Source organism: Afipia sp. GW821-FHT14H12, assembly GCF_058803465.1.
The window spans coordinates 1,024,219-1,042,604 of record NZ_JBXAOZ010000001.1 but is presented as its reverse complement, the minus strand read 5'-3'; the positions used below and the strand labels follow the sequence as shown (position 1 = coordinate 1,042,604).

General features: G+C 63.6%; 19 protein-coding genes. 11 read left to right on the top strand and 8 right to left on the bottom strand.

Going from position 1 to position 18,386, the window contains the following annotated elements:
- Positions 1-2: 2 nt before the first annotated feature.
- The 5 genes from AC1RNA_RS05190 (at position 3) to AC1RNA_RS05170 (ending at position 6,231) form a co-directional block, all read left to right on the top strand.
- Positions 3-683 (top strand): MarC family protein, encoded by a 681-nt coding sequence (locus tag AC1RNA_RS05190; protein ID WP_009338333.1) that lies wholly within the window; start codon positions 3-5, stop codon positions 681-683.
- 116 nt (positions 684-799) lie between these two features.
- Positions 800-3,067 (top strand): phosphoenolpyruvate--protein phosphotransferase, encoded by a 2,268-nt coding sequence (gene ptsP / locus AC1RNA_RS05185; protein ID WP_009338334.1) that lies wholly within the window; start codon positions 800-802, stop codon positions 3,065-3,067.
- Between the two features lie 46 nt (positions 3,068-3,113).
- Positions 3,114-4,196: a peptide chain release factor 1 gene (prfA, locus tag AC1RNA_RS05180; protein ID WP_156786849.1), complete on the top strand. Its 1,083-nt coding sequence runs from the start codon at positions 3,114-3,116 to the stop codon at positions 4,194-4,196.
- Positions 4,193-5,071, top strand: coding sequence for a peptide chain release factor N(5)-glutamine methyltransferase (gene prmC, locus AC1RNA_RS05175; protein WP_009338336.1), 879 nt, complete (start codon positions 4,193-4,195; stop codon positions 5,069-5,071). Before prfA ends, prmC begins: the two co-directional genes overlap by 4 nt.
- A 473-nt stretch (positions 5,072-5,544) precedes the next feature.
- Positions 5,545-6,231, top strand: a complete 687-nt coding sequence (locus AC1RNA_RS05170) for a DUF4167 domain-containing protein (RefSeq protein ID WP_009338337.1) — start codon at positions 5,545-5,547, stop codon at positions 6,229-6,231.
- A 13-nt stretch (positions 6,232-6,244) separates the two neighbouring features.
- Here the strand turns inward: AC1RNA_RS05170 and AC1RNA_RS05165 are convergent, their stop codons facing one another.
- Positions 6,245-6,988 carry a class I SAM-dependent methyltransferase gene (locus AC1RNA_RS05165; RefSeq protein ID WP_009338338.1) on the bottom strand — a complete coding sequence of 248 codons (744 nt, stop codon included), beginning with the start codon at positions 6,986-6,988 and terminating at the stop codon, positions 6,245-6,247.
- Between the two features lie 113 nt (positions 6,989-7,101).
- On the opposite strand from AC1RNA_RS05165, the gene gloB reads away from it, so the two are divergent.
- Both gloB and AC1RNA_RS05155 read left to right on the top strand, forming a co-directional pair.
- Positions 7,102-7,869, top strand: coding sequence for a hydroxyacylglutathione hydrolase (gene gloB / locus AC1RNA_RS05160; protein WP_009338339.1), 768 nt, complete (start codon positions 7,102-7,104; stop codon positions 7,867-7,869).
- A complete protein-coding gene (locus tag AC1RNA_RS05155) occupies positions 7,869-8,312 on the top strand; it encodes a cupin domain-containing protein (RefSeq protein ID WP_009338340.1) in 444 nt (147 codons plus the stop codon). The genes gloB and AC1RNA_RS05155 overlap by 1 nt, the downstream gene beginning before the upstream one ends.
- A 3-nt stretch (positions 8,313-8,315) precedes the next feature.
- On the opposite strand, the gene yddG is transcribed toward AC1RNA_RS05155, so the two are convergent.
- The 3 genes from yddG to AC1RNA_RS05140 form a co-directional block, all read right to left on the bottom strand.
- Positions 8,316-9,188 (bottom strand): aromatic amino acid exporter YddG, encoded by an 873-nt coding sequence (gene yddG, locus AC1RNA_RS05150; protein ID WP_009338341.1) that lies wholly within the window; start codon positions 9,186-9,188, stop codon positions 8,316-8,318.
- A gap of 60 nt (positions 9,189-9,248) precedes the next feature.
- Entirely contained in the window at positions 9,249-9,974 is a 726-nt protein-coding gene (gene phbB / locus AC1RNA_RS05145) for an acetoacetyl-CoA reductase (protein WP_048757885.1), read from the bottom strand.
- A 148-nt stretch (positions 9,975-10,122) separates the two neighbouring features.
- Positions 10,123-11,301 (bottom strand): acetyl-CoA C-acetyltransferase, encoded by a 1,179-nt coding sequence (locus AC1RNA_RS05140; RefSeq protein ID WP_009338343.1) that lies wholly within the window; start codon positions 11,299-11,301, stop codon positions 10,123-10,125.
- 275 nt (positions 11,302-11,576) lie between these two features.
- Between AC1RNA_RS05140 and phaR the strand changes: the two genes are divergently transcribed.
- Positions 11,577-12,170 carry a polyhydroxyalkanoate synthesis repressor PhaR gene (gene phaR / locus AC1RNA_RS05135; protein ID WP_009338344.1) on the top strand — a complete coding sequence of 198 codons (594 nt, stop codon included), beginning with the start codon at positions 11,577-11,579 and terminating at the stop codon, positions 12,168-12,170.
- Between the two features lie 138 nt (positions 12,171-12,308).
- Positions 12,309-13,106 (top strand): FkbM family methyltransferase, encoded by a 798-nt coding sequence (locus AC1RNA_RS05130; protein WP_009338345.1) that lies wholly within the window; start codon positions 12,309-12,311, stop codon positions 13,104-13,106.
- A 15-nt stretch (positions 13,107-13,121) separates the two neighbouring features.
- Here the strand turns inward: AC1RNA_RS05130 and AC1RNA_RS05125 are convergent, their stop codons facing one another.
- The gene (locus AC1RNA_RS05125; protein ID WP_009338346.1) at positions 13,122-14,843 is read right to left on the bottom strand and encodes a bifunctional diguanylate cyclase/phosphodiesterase; all 1,722 of its coding nucleotides are present in this window, start codon (positions 14,841-14,843) and stop codon (positions 13,122-13,124) included.
- A gap of 428 nt (positions 14,844-15,271) precedes the next feature.
- On the opposite strand from AC1RNA_RS05125, the gene AC1RNA_RS05120 reads away from it, so the two are divergent.
- Positions 15,272-15,424 carry a hypothetical protein gene (locus AC1RNA_RS05120; protein ID WP_245258125.1) on the top strand — a complete coding sequence of 51 codons (153 nt, stop codon included), beginning with the start codon at positions 15,272-15,274 and terminating at the stop codon, positions 15,422-15,424.
- 10 nt (positions 15,425-15,434) lie between these two features.
- Here AC1RNA_RS05120 and AC1RNA_RS05115 read toward each other — a convergent pair whose 3' ends face one another.
- The 3 genes from AC1RNA_RS05115 to mtgA form a co-directional block, all read right to left on the bottom strand.
- The gene (locus tag AC1RNA_RS05115; protein WP_009338347.1) at positions 15,435-16,169 is read right to left on the bottom strand and encodes a hypothetical protein; all 735 of its coding nucleotides are present in this window, start codon (positions 16,167-16,169) and stop codon (positions 15,435-15,437) included.
- Between the two features lie 113 nt (positions 16,170-16,282).
- The gene (rpmF, locus tag AC1RNA_RS05110) at positions 16,283-16,468 is read right to left on the bottom strand and encodes a 50S ribosomal protein L32 (RefSeq protein ID WP_002718196.1); all 186 of its coding nucleotides are present in this window, start codon (positions 16,466-16,468) and stop codon (positions 16,283-16,285) included.
- Between the two features lie 132 nt (positions 16,469-16,600).
- On the bottom strand, positions 16,601-17,272 hold the full coding sequence (gene mtgA, locus AC1RNA_RS05105) for a monofunctional biosynthetic peptidoglycan transglycosylase (protein ID WP_040298111.1): 672 nt from the start codon (positions 17,270-17,272) through the stop codon (positions 16,601-16,603).
- A 159-nt stretch (positions 17,273-17,431) separates the two neighbouring features.
- Between mtgA and AC1RNA_RS05100 the strand changes: the two genes are divergently transcribed.
- A complete protein-coding gene (locus AC1RNA_RS05100) occupies positions 17,432-18,370 on the top strand; it encodes a polyprenyl synthetase family protein (protein ID WP_009338349.1) in 939 nt (312 codons plus the stop codon).
- Positions 18,371-18,386 lie beyond the last annotated feature (16 nt).

Below are 18,386 nucleotides of genomic sequence, written 5' to 3'. Positions count from 1 at the left end.
GCGTGAACAATTTTGCAGAGATCGTGAATGCGTTTCTGCTGGTCTACGCGGCGCTGTTTCCCGTGGTCAATCCGGTCGGCGGCGCACCGATCTTCCTGCGGCTGACCAATCGCATTCCGAAAGCGCGGCTGCCCGCGCTCGCCCGTGGCGTCGCGATCAACAGCTTCCTTCTGCTGCTCGGCTCGCTGTTCATCGGCTCGCATGTGCTGGTGTTCTTCGGTATAACGCTGCCGGTGGTGCGCATCGCCGGCGGCATCGTGGTCGCGGCGTTCGGCTGGCAGCTTCTGCACCAGGGCGACGACATCGAAACGCGCGAACACCCCGGCCCCCGCAGCACGGTCGATGCCTTCTATCCCCTCACCATGCCGCTGACCGTCGGCCCCGGCTCGATCTCGGTCGCGATCACGCTCGGCAGCCAGCGGCCGGCTTCCGAGGCCGACCTCACCCAGCTTGCCATGCTCGGCGGCGGCGCTCTTGCGGGACTTCTGGCGGTCGCCGCGACGATCTATGTCTGTTACCGCTTCGCCAGCAACATCGTCAGCGTGCTCGGCGAGCGCGGCACCAGCGTGATGATGCGATTATCGGCATTTCTGCTGTTCTGCATCGGCATTCAGATCATCTGGAGCGGGTTGCGCAGCCTCGTTCCTCCGGCCACCTTCGCCTCGCTGGGCCTGTCCCTGTAACCCTTCCATACCGCCGGAATGGCAGGCCTTTTGCTTGGCAAAGGGAGGCCCAATTCGCTATAGCCTGTAAAGGCGAAGGTGACGCCCAAACCATGTCGGAAGCGAGGAACGAGCGGATGCGCAGCGCGCTGGGAGGCCCCCGCGTCTTGTTAAGGCGGCTGCGCGAAGTGATGGCCGAACAGGTCAGCGCGCAGGATCGCCTCGACAAGATCGTGGTGCTGATCGCCGCCAACATGGTGGCGGAGGTCTGCTCGACCTACGTGCTGCGCGTGGACAACACCCTCGAACTCTACGCCACCGAGGGTCTCAACCCCGACGCCGTTCACAAGACCGTGCTCAACGCGCATGAAGGCCTCGTCGGCCTGGTAGCGAGCGAGGCCCAGCCGCTCAACCTGTCCGACGCGCAGAACCACCCGGCCTATTCGTACCGCCCGGAAACCGGCGAAGAAATCTACCACTCCTTCCTCGGCGTGCCGATCCTGCGCGCTGGCAACACCCTCGGCGTGCTCGTGGTGCAGAACCGCGCACGGCGTACCTATGTCGAGGAAGAAGTCGAGGCGTTGCAGACCACCGCGATGGTGCTCGCGGAGATGATCGCCTCGGGCGAATTGTCCTCGCTCGCCAAGCCCGGCGCCGAGCCCGCCGCCCGCATCTCGGTTCACAAGTCCGGCTCGATCCTGTCGGACGGCATCGCGCTCGGCCACGTCGTGCTGCACGAACCGCGCGTCGTCATCACCAACTACATCGCCGAGGACGTGCCGCGCGAGATCAAGCGGCTCGACAGCGCCGTCACCAAATTGCGGGCCGACCTCGACCGCATGCTGGAGCGCGGCGACATGGCCGAGGGCGGCGACCACCGCGACGTGCTCGAAGCCTACCGCATGTTCGCCAATGACCAGGGCTGGCAGCATCGCTTGCGCGAAGCCGTCGCCACCGGCCTCACCGCCGAAGCCGCCGTCGAACGCGTGCAGTCCGATACCCGCGCGCGGATGCTGCGTTCGACCGATCCTTACCTGCGCGACCGCCTGCACGACCTCGAAGACCTCGGCCATCGCCTGATGCGCCAGCTCGTCGGCCGCGATCACGCGCCCTCGCGCGAGCAATTGCCCGACAATGCGATACTCGTCGCGCGCGCGATGGGACCCGCTGCTTTGCTCGATTACGACCGCAACAAGCTGCGCGGCCTCGTACTCGAGGAAGGCACCGCGAATTCCCACGTCTCGATCGTGGCGCGCGCGCTCGGCATTCCGGCGATCGGCGAAGTCGCCAACGCGCCGGGCCTCGCCGATCCCGGTGACGCGATCATCGTCGACGGCACCTCCGGCTCGATCTATGTGCGACCGTCGCAGGAAATCCAGTCGGCCTATGCCGAGCGCGTGCGCTTCCGCGCCAGGCGGCAGGAACAGTACCGCGAACTGCGCGACAAGCCGTGCCGGACCAAAGACGGCCAGCCGGTCGAACTGATGCTTAACGCAGGCCTCGTCATCGACCTGCCGCATATCGAGGATGCGGGCGCCGCCGGCATCGGCCTGTTCCGCACCGAACTGCAGTTCATGGTTTCGACCAGCCTGCCGCGCACCAGCGAGCAGCTCGCGCTGTACCGCACCGTGCTCGACGCCGCAGGCGACAAGCCGGTGACGTTCCGCACGCTCGACATCGGCGGCGACAAGGCGCTGCCCTACATGGATACGATCGTCGAGGAGAACCCTGCGCTCGGCTGGCGCGCGATCCGGCTCGGCCTCGACAGGCCCGGCCTGTTGCGCGGCCAGATCCGCGCCTTGCTGCGCGCTGCGGCGGGCCGCGCGCTGCGAATCATGTTCCCGATGGTCACGGTTGTGCGCGAATTCGACGAAGCCAAGACCATGGTCGAGCGCGAACTGACTTATCTGCGCCAGCACGGCCACACGCTGCCCGAGCGCATCGATGTCGGCACCATGATCGAGGTGCCGGCGCTGCTCTATCAACTCGACGATTTGTTCGAGCGCGTCGATTTCGTCTCGGTCGGCTCCAACGACCTATTCCAGTTCCTGTACGCGGTGGATCGCGGCAACGCGCGCGTCACCGACCGCTTCGATACCATGTCGGCACCGATCCTGCGGGCGCTGCGTCACATTGCGCGCAAGGGCAAGGAAGCCGGGAAATCCGTGTCGCTGTGCGGCGAGATGGCGTCGCAGCCGCTCGGCGCGCTGGCGCTGATCGCGCTCGGCTATCGTTCGATGTCGGTGAACGCCACCGCCCATGGTCCGGTGAAGGCCCTGATCCTCGAACTCGATGCCGCCAAGATCGAAGCCGAGATGGCGACATGGCTCGACACGCCCTATGACCTCGTGCCGATTCGCGAAAAGCTGACGGCGTTCGCCGAGGCGGAAGGTCTGCCGTTGTAGCGAGGTTCACGCCCGCCTGCACCATTCCCGCTGCCTTCGTGAGACCATTCCCATGTTACCCGACGCCAAACTCGACATCCTGCTCGCCCGGCATGCCGCCCTCGAAGCGGAGCTGATGGCACAGGTCAGCGCCGAGACTTACGTGCGCGCGACCCGCGAACTCGCAGAAATCTCGCCTGTGGTCGAAGCCGTCAAGGCCTATCGCGCAGGCGCATCAGAGATCGCTGACCTGGAGGCGATGATTGCCGACCCCGCGACGGACGCCGATATGCGGGCGATGGCGGAAAGCGAACGCCCCGTTCTGCTTGAGAGGCAAGAGAGCCTGGAACAGCAGATTCGCGTCGCACTGCTGCCGAAGGATGCAATGGACGAGCGCAACGTCGTGCTGGAAATCCGTGCCGGCACCGGCGGTGACGAAGCATCATTGTTCGCGGGCGACCTGTTCCGCATGTACGAGCGTTTCGCCGCACTTCAGGGCTGGAAGGTCGAAGTGATGTCCGCCAGCGAAGGCACCATGGGCGGCTACAAGGAAATCGTCGCCGAAGTGCAGGGCCGCGGCGCGTTCGCCAAACTGAAATTCGAATCCGGCGTGCATCGCGTCCAGCGCGTGCCGGATACCGAAGCCTCCGGCCGCATCCACACCTCGGCCGCCACGGTGGCCGTGCTGCCGGAAGCCGAGGACGTCGACATCGACATCAAGGACAGCGATCTGCGTATCGAGACAATGCGCGCGCAGGGTGCGGGCGGCCAGCATGTCAACAAGACCGAATCCGCGATTCGCATCACCCACATCCCGACCGGCATCGTCGTCATGATGCAGGACAGCCGCTCGCAACACAAAAACCGTGCCTCCGCGATGAATATCCTGCGCTCGCGCGTGCTCGACGGTGAACGCCAGCGCGCTGCCGCCGAACGCTCGGCCGACCGGCGCGGACAGGTCGGCTCCGGCGACCGCTCCGAGCGTATCCGCACCTATAATTTTCCGCAGGGCCGCGTCACCGATCACCGCATCAACCTGACGCTCTACAAGCTGCCGCAGGTGATCGCAGGCGAAGCACTGGGCGAATTGGTCGATGCGCTGACGACCGAGCATCAGGCCGCGCTGCTGGCCGCCGAGACGGCCGCGTGAGCACCGCAGGCCGCTCCCTCGATGAGGCGCGGCGCGACATCCGCGCGCGGCTCGAGGCTGCGGGAATCGAAACACCCGAACTCGATGCGCGGCTGCTGCTGGGCGATGTTCTTCAGCTCGACCTCACCGGGCTGATCGCCGCCGCCGCGCGCACGCTCAATGCAAATGAAACCGCAGCGCTCGAATCTCGCGTTCAGCGCCGGATCGACGGAGAACCGATCGCGCGGATTCTCGGCCACAAGGAATTCTGGGGACTTTCTTTCACATTGTCCCCTGCGACACTGGTGCCGCGCCCCGACACCGAAACCATCGTCGAGGCAGCGCTCGATATCCTCAAACAAGACGGCCGCCTGAACGACGCGCTGCATATTTCCGACATCGGCACCGGCTCAGGCGCGATCCTGCTCGCGCTGTTGTCCGAACTGCCGAATGCACAAGGCATCGGCACCGACATCAATCCTGATGCGATTCACACCGCCACGCGTAACGCCGCAGCACTTGGCCTGAACGGGCGCGCGCGCTTCATCGAATGCAATTACGCCGACGCCTTGCGCGGACCGTTCGACCTCATCGTCTCGAACCCACCCTACATTCCCTCGCGCGACATCGACGATCTTGCGATCGAGGTGCGCGCGCACGATCCGCGCCTTGCGCTGGATGGCGGCCCCGATGGGCTCGATGCCTATCGCGTGATAGCGCCCGCAGCCTTCGAACTTCTGGTGCCCGGCGGCGTTGTTATCCTTGAAATTGGACAGGGCCAGGAGCGCGATGTGGCCCGCCTGACGGCCGGTGCCGGGCTTGATGCAGAGGTCTCCGTAAAAGCCGACCTAGGCCGGATTCCGAGGGCCGTCATAGGTAGGAAACCCTTGGTTTAAAGGGGTTTCCGGATATAAAAAAATCACTTGGCGATTGGCTTAAGAGCGATTAGGTTCCGGATATATCGGTTGGCCCTCCGGTTCCGCAAAGCGGATGGAAGGGCGAAGTCCTCGGGGAACTCTTTCGGGAAACAGAGGACCACCGGATAGGGGTTCCGAAAGCGGATTGATTTGGGCGCGAAGGGCGACAGAGCCGCGCTGCCCGCTTCCAGCAAATGAAAGCTGTTTAGGCTTGAACATTCAACCATGACATCGGCAACTGCCCGCTTAACGCTCAGGGCAGGAATTGAGGTCAACCCGCCATGGCGGCGTGCCATGGCCGTATAGTGACATGGCTTGCAGACGCTATGTGCTGCTGAACGCCGGACGATATGTCCGGGTTACGCTCAACGGTACATCGTCATCGAGTACGGACGAGACGCGGAATTGCTCCATTTCGATCAACACCATCAAGGATCGGTAAAAGGCACGACATGAGGAACGGTCAGAACAACAACAAGCGTATGCGCGGTCGCAACAATAACAACAACCACAACAACCGCCGCAGCCAGAACCCGATGACACGGGTGTTCGAATCCAACGGACCAGACATCAAGATCCGCGGCACCGCATCTCATATTGCCGAAAAATACGTTCAGCTTGCACGCGACGCGCGCTCCTCGGGCGACCCGGTCGCAGCCGAGAACTACTACCAGCACGCCGAGCATTATTTCCGCCTGATCGCCGCTGCGCAGGAACAGCTCCGGCAGAACCAGCCGCAGCAGCAACAGCCGCGCCTCGACAACGATCTCGGCGAGGACGCCGGCGAGGACGACAATTATTCGAACTTCGGCGCTGAGCCGGGCTTCGCTCCGCAGCCGCAGCAGTTCGCGCCGCGCGAGCAGCCACAGCCTTCTTATGCCCCGCGCGAACAACCGCAGCCGCGTGAATATCGTGAGCCGCGCGAGAACCGTCAGCCGCAAATCCAGCCGCAGGAAACCGGCGCAGTCGATCGGCTGCCGTCCTTCATCACCGGCGGCGCCCCACAGCCCGCAGTAGGGTTGGACTCCAACGGCGCGCCGCAGGGCGAACGCTTCGCCCATCGCCGCCGCCGTCCGCGTGGCCCGCGCCCCGAGGGACAGGCTCCGGTGCAGGAAAGCGGCGACATCGCCAGCGAGTAATTCACTTAACGGATCAGGGCCGCTGCCGTCGCAGCGGCCTTGGCACCAGTGCGGGCTCCAGCGATGGAATGAGGCGCGTGCGTTCGCGCTTCGCCGGGATACCGCGATAGACCTGCTTCGTCGCCTCGACGAGCAGTACTCCCGGAAACGGCGACGACAGCGCCGCGCCCATTTTTTCCCACGCCATCGCCGAACGCAGCATCCACCCGCTGTCGATCGGCGGCACGAACAAGGCCTCGCTCCACGCGATCGGTGTGAACCACGTCCGCCGCAGCAATTGCGTGATCTGACTGCGCGAATAAGGTTGGCCGTGCCCGAACGGCGTGTTGTCGCCGCGCGCCCAGACGCCGCGGCGATTCGGAATCACCATCATGATCCGGCCCGACGGTGCGAGCACCCGCCACACCTCGCGCATGAAACTGTCCGGATCGTCCGACATCTCTAGCGCATGGACCAGCAGGATGCGATCCACCGCCGCATCCGGCAGCGGCAGCGAGAATTCGTCGACCAGCGTGGACAGCGTCGGCCTCGCCGTCGGCCATTTCAGCACGCCCTGCGCGGCCGGCATGAACGCGAAGCAGCGTTCACAATTGTCGCGGAACAGCCCGAGGTAAGGCGTCGAATAGCCGAGGCCGAGCACGCGCTGCCCTTCCGCATCGGGCCAGTGCCGCGTAATGCCGCGGCTGATCAGGCGCCGCGCCACCGCGCCGACGCGCTGCGAATAGAACCCGCGAAGATCGATGACGTCGATGGTCATGCAATTTCTTACCACGCCGCTCGCGCTTGCATAAGCCTGCGACCGGAATGCAGGGTTAACCCCTCCCCTGCGGCATGCTAAACACGGCCGCCCTCGAAATTGCCGGAGCGACCATGGCTGCTGAAATCCGCGTATTCCCGTGTCTTAGCGACAATATCGGTTACCTCATTCACGATCCCTCAACCAAGGCGACGGCCGCCATCGACGCGCCGGAAGCCAAGCCGATCATCGCTGCGCTGGAGCGCGAGGGCTGGCGGCTGACGGACCTTCTCATCACCCACCATCACGCCGACCACACCGACGGCATCGCCGAGCTGAAGGCCAAATACAAATGCCGCGTCGTCGGTCCCTATGAAAAGCGCGCGCATATCGACGGGCTCGACATCCACGTCAAGGAAGGCGACACGGTGAAGGTCGGCAATCTCACCGCGCGGGTGTTCGAGACACCGGGCCACACGCTCGATCACGTCAGCTACATGTTCGACGAAGCGCACGCGCTGTTCTGCGCCGACACGATCTTTTCCATCGGCTGCGGCCGAGTCATCGAGGGCACCTATCCGATGATGTGGGATTCGCTGTTGAAGCTGCGCGCGCTGCCGAACGACACCCGCGTCTATTGCGGCCACGAATATACCGCCTCCAACGTCAAATTCGCGCTCGGCATCGAGCCGAACAATCCGGCGTTGAAGAAGCGCGCGGACGAAGTGACCAGACTGCGCGCCGAAGGCAAGCTCACCATCCCCTCACTGATGCGCGATGAGAAGGAGGCCAATGTGTTCCTGCGTGCCGACGTGCCTGCCGTCGCGGCTTCGCTCGGCATGAGCGGCAAGACGCCGGCGGAAGTGTTCGGCGAAATCCGCGAGCGCAAGAACCGCGCGTAATGAACCACACGCCGCTCACCGCGGCCGAGGTGATCGCCCGCCTCGGCCTTGCCCCGCACCCGGAGGGCGGCCATTTCCGCGAGACCTTTCGCGACACGGCCACCACGCCGGATGGGCGCGCGCGTTCCACCGCGATCTATTTCCTGCTGGCGGCGGGTGAGCGGTCGCATTGGCATCGCGTCGATGCGGTAGAGACCTGGCATTATTACGCGGGCGCTCCGCTGATCCTCAGCATCGTCGAGAATGGCGCGCGGCGCGACATCACGCTCGGCGGCGACCTTGGCGCAGGCGAAATTCCGCAGGCCATCGTGCCGCCGCACGCCTGGCAGGCCGCACGTTGCCTCGGGGCATGGACGCTCGTCGGCTGCACCGTCGCACCGGGATTCGAATTCACGGGCTTCGAGCTTGCGCCGCCGGACTTCAATCCGGGACTCACGATTTAAGCCTCAGCGCTTCGCGCGAAACGCATCCCTTGCCGCGAGCAGACCGCCGCCCGCGATCAGAAAGGCCGCGAGCCAGAGCGACGATGTCGGCTCGGCATAGCCGACGACAATCAGCAGCAGCGTCGACAATAACGGCGTCGCATAGGACGCAGCACCCAGCAAGCGGATGTCACCGCGCTTCATGCCAATATCCCACGCATAGAAAGCAAAGCCGACCGGGCCAAGCCCCAGCACGACGATCGCCAGCCATTGCGTCACCGTCTGCGGCATCACTGTTGGCTCAAAAGTGAAATGCACCAGCGCAGCCAGCACGGCGGTCGCGATGCAGAAGCCCGTCACCACATCGGTCGGCACTGTGCCGAATTTGCGCGACAGCACCGAATAGCTCGCCCAGACAAAAGCCGCGCAGAGTGCTGCAAGAAATCCCGGCGCATAACGCCCCTGAACCGCGCCCGACAGATCGCCGCCGAACAGCATCACCACACCCGCGAAGCCGAGGAGCGCACCGACGATGTGGTGCAAGGCGAGCCGCTCTCCCGGCAGCCACGCCGACATCAGCACGATCAGGAGCGGCCAAAGATAGTTCAGCAGCCCCGCTTCCGCCGCGGGCGCAAAACGCAACGCCAGGAAATACAGCGCGTGATAGCCGAACAGCCCGGCCACGCCGACAAGCCACACCACCGGCCGCTGGCGCAAGGCGGCCATCGCGGCAGGCCGAAACAACCAGCCCGCCATGCCCGCGAGCGCGCCAATGGCGAACGTCATCGCCAGCAACTGAAATGCGGGGATCGCCCCCGTCGCGACCGTCAGCGCGGCAAGTGCGGACCACAGCACCAACGCCACAAGGCCGATCAGGGTCGCAGTGGAAGAACGCATGGGTCACACAGGCGGCATCGCCGCGCTTCAGTCAACGGTGCCGCCGGTGACGTGACGTCATCACGCCAAATACTGCCCGCCATTCACCGACAGCGTCGAGCCGGTAATGAAGGCCGAATCGTCCGCCGCCAGAAACACCACGGCGCGCGCGATCTCCTCCGGTTCGCCGAGCCGGTTGACGGGGATCAGCGGCAGAATCTTCTGCTCCAGCACATCCTTCGGCACCGCCTGCACCATTTCGGTGTTGATGTAGCCGGGGCAGATCGCATTCACGGTGATGCCGCCGCGTGCTGTCTCCAGCGCCAGCGCCTTGGTGAAGCCGATGTCGCCCGCCTTCGAGGCCGAATAATTCACCTGGCCGAACTGTCCCTTCTGCCCGTTGATGGAGGAGATGTTGATGATGCGGCCGAACTTGCGGGCGCGCATGCCCTCGATCACCTGACGCGACATATTGAACAAAGAGCCGAGGTTGGTGTTGATGACAGCATTCCACTGATCCAGCGTCATCTTGTGGAAGGGCGTATCGCGCGTGATGCCGGCATTGTTGACCAGCACATCGACCGGGCCAACCTCCGCCTCGACCTTCTTGACGCCAGCGGCACAAGCATCGAACGAGGCGACGTCCCACTTGTAAACGGCGATGCCGGTCTCCGCCTTGAACTTCGCGGCGGCTTCGTCATTGCCCGCATAACTCGCCGCGACATTGTAGCCCGCGCCCTTCAGTGCCTTGCTGATAGCTGCTCCGATGCCGCGGGTACCGCCTGTCACCAATGCCGTGCGAGTCATGACGTCCTCCTCAGTCTCTTAGTCGTTGCACTAACCGTCCATCACGACAGTTTCACGATCAAACGTCAAACCAAAAAAGAATGCCCGGCTTTGAACCGGGCATTCGTCGTATCGTCAGGTATCTGCGCGTCGTTCTGTGTATACCAGATCAATCGCGCTCCACGCACATCGCGATTCCCATGCCGCCGCCGATGCACAGCGTCGCGAGACCCTTCTTGGCATCGCGCTTCTGCATCTCGTAGAGCAGGGTAATCAGGACCCGCGCGCCGGAGGCGCCGATCGGATGACCGATCGCGATGGCACCGCCATTGACGTTGACCTTCGTGGTATCCCAGCCGAGGTCCTTGTTGACGGCGCAGGCCTGCGCGGCGAACGCCTCGTTGGCCTCGATCAGGTCGAGATCATCGGCCTTCCATCCGGCCTTCTCGAGGGCGCGGCGGGACGCCGGAATCGGCCCGGTGCCCATGATCGCGGGGTCGACACCGGCCTGTGCCCAGGAGACGATACGCGCCAGCGGCTTCTTGCCTTCCTTCGCGGCCCGCGAGGCCGTCATCAGCACGATGGCGGCAGCGCCGTCATTAATGCCGGACGCGTTGCCCGCGGTGACGGAGCCTTCCTTGTCGAAGGCAGGCCGCAGTTTCGCCATGGCCTCCAGAGTCGCGCCGTGGCGGGGATACTCGTCGGTATCGACGGTGATGTCGCCCTTGCGGGTCTTGACGATGAAAGGCACGATCTCGTCCTTGAAGCGTCCGGCCTTCTGCGCGGCCTCGGCCTTCTGCTGCGAGGCGACCGCGAACTCGTCCTGCTGCTGGCGCGTGATCTGATATTGCTTGGCGACGTTCTCGGCGGTGTTGCCCATGTGGTAGCCGTTGAAGGCGTCCCACAGGCCGTCCTTGATCATCGTGTCCACGAGCTCAGTATTGCCCATCTTCACGCCGGCGCGCAGATATTGCGCATGCGGGGCCATGCTCATGGATTCCTGGCCGCCGGCCACGACGATCTCGGAATCGCCGTTCTTCAGCGCCTGATACCCGAGCGCAACCGCCCGCAGGCCCGAGCCGCAGAGCTGGTTGACGCCCCAGGCCGGGCTTCCCACCGGAATTCCGGCCTTGATCGAGGCCTGACGCGCCGGATTCTGGCCCTGTCCCGCCGTCAGAATCTGACCCATGATGACTTCCGAGACCTGTGAGGGATCGACGCCAGCGCGCTCGAGAGCCCCCTTGATCGCAACTGCACCGAGATCATGCGCCGGCACAGAGGCAAAAGCACCGTTGAACGAGCCGACCGGGGTGCGGGCGGCGCTGACGATGACGACATCGTCTGACATGGGACTCTCCTTGACATTGAAGCGCGAGGCTTGAGCGTGGGACTTGGGTTGATCCGGCATGGGGGACGCCGGACCCATTAGCTTAATCCTTTCCAGTCAAACGGCCAGACATCATCTCTCTACTTTCGTCGAGAATAAGCGGCTGTGGTCCCGCACCGCCGTTAACCTGCCATTCACAAAACGGTAGCCGAGCCCGGCTGAACGTGCTTACTTTCCGCATCGCACTATTTGCTGTGCGAGGTTCTTGTCTTCTCAATTCTGCGGCGTGTGAGTTCATGGCGAAATCCGACCAGCCCATTACGATCAAGAAATACGCCAACCGGCGACTCTACAATACCGGTACCAGCACCTATGTGACGCTCGAAGACCTCGCGAGCATGGTCAAGGAGGGCGAGGATTTTCTCGTCTACGATGCCAAGACCGGCGACGACATCACCCGCTCGGTCCTGGCTCAGATCATTTTCGAGCAGGAAAACAAGGCGGGACAGAATTTGCTGCCGACCACCTTCCTGCGCCAGTTGATCCGGTTCTATGGCGACAGCATGCAGATGGTGGTGCCGAAATATCTCGAGCAGTCGATCGACACGCTGACCCGGGAGCAGGAAAAGTTCCGCAAGCAGATGACCAACACCTTCAGCGGCACGCCGTTCGCGCCGCTTGAGGAGCACGTCCGGCGCAACATGGAAATGTTCGAGCGGACCTTCGCGATGTTCAAGCCGTTCGCGGCGCCCGCGACACGCAACGGTACGGAGACGCAGACGCCTCCGTCCGGCAGCGAGCCCGACGACATCGACGAACTGAAGCGCCAGATGAAGGAAATGCAGGAGCGGCTGGAGCGCATGTCGAAGCCCTCCGGCGGCGACAACTGAGATTTACATAAATTCCATCAAATGGCCGGGCTCGTCCCGGCCATTTGTTTTATGTGTGCCAGGCATGGCTGCCCTTTCGGGAGCCGGATAGAATCGCGGCACGACGATTCGCCTCCCGATCGATCTTCCGGAGCCTTCATGCACAACCCAGGCCGCAAGCTCGCATTCGTTCTCGTGTCATCGAGCCATGGAACGATGATCGTGAACCGGATGGACCGCCACATGGTCAACGCCGACACCGGCTACGGCGTCGGATACCAAATTCTCGAAACCGCCGCCTTCGATCCTTCGGAGGTCGATCTCGCGCTCCAGATTCTGCATTTGCGGCGGCGCCATTACGGTGACGGCGTCGTCGCCATCGATTGCGGCGCCAATATCGGCGTCCATACCATCGAATGGGCGGCCTCCATGACAGGCTGGGGATCGGTGCTGTCGATCGAGGCGCAGGAGCGCATCTACTACGCGCTGGCGGGCAATATCGCGATCAACAACTGCTTCAATGCGATTGCCATCAATGCGGCGGTGTCTTCGGAAAACGGCACGCTGCGAATTCCCAATCCCGACTATCTGACTGCTGCGAGTTTCGGCAGCCTTGAGATGCGTCAAAGCCCGAACAACGAATTCATTGGCCAGCCGATCGACTATTCTGCGGAGGGCACCGTCGAGGTCCGCAAGCTCGCCATCGACGGCTTCAACCTGCCGCGCGTCGATTTCATCAAGATCGACATCGAAGGCATGGAAATGGAGGGGCTGGAAGGAGCCGCTCAAACGATCGGGCGAAGCCATCCAATCATGCTGATCGAATCGATCAAAACCGATCGCGAACAATTACAGCAGTGGCTGGAGCGGCAGGGCTACACCATCACCAAGGCCGGCATCAATGTGCTGGCGATTCACCAATCCGACAAGACGCTCGGCGATCTCAACCAGCAGTAGCGGTGGACGTGCGGCTCATCGCGCTCCCGCAACAGGATGCGGGACAGCGGCCAGATCCCACGGCCGCTGCGTCGTGGCGAGCCCGGTCAGCCGGCCCTGAATGTAATCGCAGCCCCAGCCCTGCAGGAGCTTCGCGGCTTCCTCGTCCTGCACCCATTCGGCGACGGTCTTGAGCCCGAGCCGATGCGCCAGATCGATCATGGTCTGCACGAAGGCACGATCGTCCGCCGAGCGCGCGACGTTCTGCACGAAGGCGCCATCGATTTTCACGATATCGACGCCAAGTTTGCGCAAATTCCGGAACGACGTGTAGCCTGCGCCGAAATCATCGATCGCGATACGGCTGCCGAAATCCTTCAGCCGGTTCACAAAGCCGCGCACGTCGTCGAGATCCTGGATCGCCACCGTCTCGGTGATCTCCACGATCATGCGCTCCGCCACGCCGGGATAGGTGCGGAACAGGGACTCGATGCTCGCCCACCAGTTCGGATCCATTGTGGTGTCGGGCGAAATATTGAGGCTGAGCTGAACCTGAGGCGACTGCGCGAGCTCTTCCACCACAAGTTCGAGCACGCGATGATCGACAAGGCGAATGAGACCGAGCTTCTCGGCTACCGGGACAATATCGGGCGCCAGCGAAAACTCGCCCTCGCCATGCCGCATCCGCACCAGACACTCGTAGAACGCAGGCTGGCGTGAGACCGCCTCAACCACCGGCTCGAATGCCATGACGATGCGGTGCTCGTTCAAGGCGGCCACGATCTCGTCGGTGACGCGAATATTGACGCGGCGCTGCGCATCGCGCTCGACATTCGGATGCCATGCATGAAACGAACCGCGGCGGCGAGCCTTTGCCGTCTCCAGCGCTTCCTGAGTCCGGCTCATCGCCTCGTCCGCGGTGCGCGCGTAGCGCGGCGCATTGACCGCCCCGATCGAGGCTGTCAGCGACACGGGCCCGGAGGCGGTCGGCACGATCTCATCGCGGATGCCGGCGAGAAAGCGCTCGGCGGCCACCTGCATGTCGTCGGCGGTGCAGTTCTTCAGAATCAATCCGAACTTGTTGCCGGAAAACCGTCCCAGCACATCGCCGCCGCGCAGCCGCGCGCGAATCCGCTGCGACACCTCGCAGATCACCTCGTCGGCCACATCGAAGCCGAAAGCTTCGTTGAGGCGCGCCAGATGGTCGATGCCGATCAGCATGAAGGCGAAGGAGGAACGGAAACGCGCGGCTTCTTCCACTGCTTCCGCAAGCGCTGCGACGAGATGGGTCCGGTTGAGATCCCCAGTCAGCGGATCGCGCTGCGAGAGCTTGCGCAACTGTTCTTCATGGGCATGGCGCTCGTTGTTGATGCGCAGGATGCCCCGCACATAAGCGGGCTTCCCATCGGCACCTGCAAACCAGCGGCCGGTCTCCTCAACCCAGACGACCGGCGCCGACATCCGCGCGCGCAGCCCGTATTCGATCTGATAGTGAACACCCTGTCCCATATCCTGCGCCGAGCCATGCATCACCGCTTCACGACGGATATGCGGCTGCGGCTCGATCAGCTTGGCGAATTCCGCACCCAACTCCATCGCGTCCAATGGAACACCGGGCAGGACCTCATTGATATTCGCGCTCCACGACAGCGCGTCGCTGGCGATATCCCAGGTAAAGGCTGCCTGTCCCAGACATGCCAGAACCGTGTCCACGGATGATTCTTCGAGGCGGCCGGGGGCCTTCTCTGGCAGGGACATCGCGGAAGACGTTTGAATTGCGGACACAGCGCCTCGATCCGGGACAGATTCGAATCATTTGTTCGGAAGCATAGAGCCTTCGTGGACTCCGAGCCTAGGTGGCGTTCCTTAAACAATCCAAAAAAGCGCGGATTCCCGGCGATACCGCAAAGGGTAAGACGCTGCCGCCATGTCCGGCATAATCCTTGCGAGGTTTCCATCGAAGCAGCGCGGCTGTCCCATACCGGGACAGATGGCGCATCGGAATAGCGGCGATGGTATCGGCAATTTCACCACGGCAAGGGTTGGCGGCGGAGCCCCTCAAGGGCCATTCGCATCATGCCGAAGCGTCAGCGACATCGCTTACATCAACGGCTCTGGTGCCCGTTGCTCCGGTGCAGCCCGCGAGCCGACCATACAGCCCAAGGCTCCGTCCTGATCCATCCTTCGTGATGCATCTGATCGCGACCGCCAGCCACGCTCCGCAGACCCGCAGGCTACGGCAAGCTACCGCGAGCGACGGCGTAGCGCGCTACGCCGCAACGCGCGTCGCGGTCCAGCCGCGCGCCTCCAACGGATCGCGGTTCAAGGACATCGCCTGATTTTGTGAGATCAGTCGCGACGCGGCACAATCGGGGGAGACGCCGGTCTATCCGTCGCCTGCTCGTCATGATCGCGCACGAGATCGGACGCGCTCCAGTCCGAAACGCTTTTGTGCGCGGGCTCCTTCACCACACCGCCAACGTCACCGGACTTCGCCGCATCCGGCTGCACATGTTGCGGCGGGCTGTCGACCTCGGGCGTGATGACCTCCATCTGCGGATGAGAGGGCGGCGGCTGTTTAGTGGCGAGTGGCGGAGGTTCGGTGCGAACAGGCGCGGGCGCGGAAGGCGGCGGCGCGGCAGGAACGGGGGCCGGTGCGGGCGCGGGTGCGGCTTCATATCCGGCGGTACGCAGCATCGCGCGGCGCGCCGCACGATGGCGCAGGCTGAGCGTCAGACCGCCCAGGAAATCGACAAATGTGAGAAGCACCAGCAGGAAAAAGGCCGAGGTGCCGAACGGCGCGAGCCACAGGAATTCGGCACCCGCCGCGCCGAGCACAACCAGCGAGAGGATGTGATCCATCACATATTTCGCGCCGGGCCTTGAAGCGCGGGCGAATTCGAACAGCAGAAGGATGATGCCGAGCGCCAGTATCAGATCATTGAAGCTGACGCCCCACGCCACGCCGGACAACAGCGGCAACGTGAACAGCGGCGCGGTGAACGCCGCGCCGGGCATCAGAAATACGACGATGTTGTAGATTGCGATCGGAATGAGAAGGAGCGGGAAACCGATTGTAGGCATCGGCGAAGCCTTCTGTGGGCTGGCGGTCTTCCGAGACGATACTCCGAAAACTGCCGAACCTCATACCCCGCGGCAGACACAATCGCGGCTTGCGCCGCGATTGGAGAGATCGCTTAGTCTTCCTTCTTCACCTTCAGAACCTGACGGCCTTTGTACATGCCGGTCTTCAGGTCGAGATGGTGCGGACGGCGCAATTCACCCGAGTCCTTGTCTTCGACATAGGTCGGCTTCTTGAGCGCATCGGCTGAGCGGCGCATGCCGCGACGGGATGGCGAGGTTTTTCTGCGGGGAACGGCCATTGGATCGTCGTCCTTCAAGCGAAAGCAGCCCGCCCTCGGGAGCTTTCTGGAGAATTTCGGTTGAGGCCGCGCTTATAGAGGATGAAGGCGGTCAGCGCTAGGGCCGGACCAGCTGAAAATGCTTCAAAATCCTCAATTCCGGGTCCAGCAGGCCGAAATCGCCGCCGAACGGGCGCGCGCCGTGTAGGTCCCGGCCAGACGGCGGATATGGGCGCTGGGCATCCGGGCGCTGCGGGTCACCGGATTGGGCAGAACCGCCGCCAGAAGCGCTGCCTGGTGGGGCGAAATGGTCGATACACCCCGACCGAAAGCATAGCGGGCACCCGCCTCGGCCCCGAATTGCCCGCTCGGCCCGAACTCTGCAACATTCAGATAAAGCTCAAGAATTCGTTTTTTTGACAGCACGAGGTCGATCCAAAGCGCCAGCGGGAACTCCAAACCCTTGCGGATGTAGCTGCGCCCTGGCCACAAAAACAGGTTTTTCGCCACCTGCTGGGTGATGGTGGAACCGCCACGGACGACCTCTCCGTCCTCCGCGTCCTCCAGCACGTCGCTGAGGGAATCCCAATCCACGCCATGGTGGCTGCAAAACCGCGCGTCTTCCGCCGCCACCACCGAGCGGGGCATTGCGGGCGACATCGCGCCGAGGTCCACCCAGGTGCGCGACACTGGGCTGCCCGTCAGGAACCGCCCCACCATCAGCACCGAAATCGGATGGCCGACCGAGTAAACCGGTACCAGCAGATACGGCAGCAAAAGCAGGGCCACCACCACAAGCAGGATCGCGCGGAGCGGACGTTTCATCGGCAGCTGGCGTTGCAAGAGCCAATAGGGCGGAAGCAATCCATCCCCTCCCCATAGCAGAAGCTGCGAGAGGCACCGAATCCGGCAATTCCATCGCATGGCAGAATTGACGGGAGCGCCCCCATAAAGGCATGGTCCGGCCAAATTTCGGAGTTTTCGATGACCACGGCCTCTGCCTCGACCACCTCAACCCAGGACTTCAACAAGCTGCTCGATGCCACTGCCGCCGACACCGAGGCGCTGCTGGACCGGCTGCTCTCGGAGCGGCCCGAGCAGGGTGAAATCCTCCGCCCCAAGCGGCTGATCGAGGCGATGCGTTATTCCAGCCTGAACGGCGGCAAAAGGCTGCGGCCGTTTCTCGCGGTGGCGAGTGCGGCGATGTTCGACGTCCCGCGTCAGGGCGCGCTGCTCGCGGGCGCGGCGCTTGAGTGCATCCATTGCTACTCGCTGATCCACGACGACCTGCCCTCAATGGACAATTCGGATTTGCGCCGGGGCCGCCCGACCTCGCACAAGAAATTCGACGACGCGACCGCGATCCTCGCGGGCGACTCGCTGCTCACGCTCGCCTTCGACATCATCACCCGCGACGAGGTACACCGCGACCCGACAGTGCGGCTGTTGCTGACGCGGGCGCTGGCGCGCGCGGCTGGCATTGGCGGCATGGCCGGCGGGCAGATCATGGATCTCGCGGGCGAAGGCCGCTTCGGCGACAAGGAGCCTCCGGATGTCGCCAAACTCCAGCAGATGAAGACCGGCGCGCTTTTGAAATATGGCTGCATCGCCGGCGCGCTGCTCGGCCAGGCCTCGAAGGAGCAATACGCGGCCCTCGATGCTTATGGTCATGCGTTCGGCGAAGCGTTCCAGATTGCCGACGATCTGCTCGACGTCGAAGGCGACGCGGCGGCGCTCGGCAAGCCGGCGGGTCAGGACGCCGCACTCGGCAAAACTACCTTCGTCACGCAACTGGGACTTGATGGCGCCAGGCGCCGCCTGCAAGATTTGCTGAAGCAGGCCGACGCAGCACTTGCGCCGTTCGGCGCGAAGGGCGACGTACTGCGCGCAGCGGCTCGCTTCGTCGCCGAGCGGCAGAACTAGGGATCGCAAAACCAAG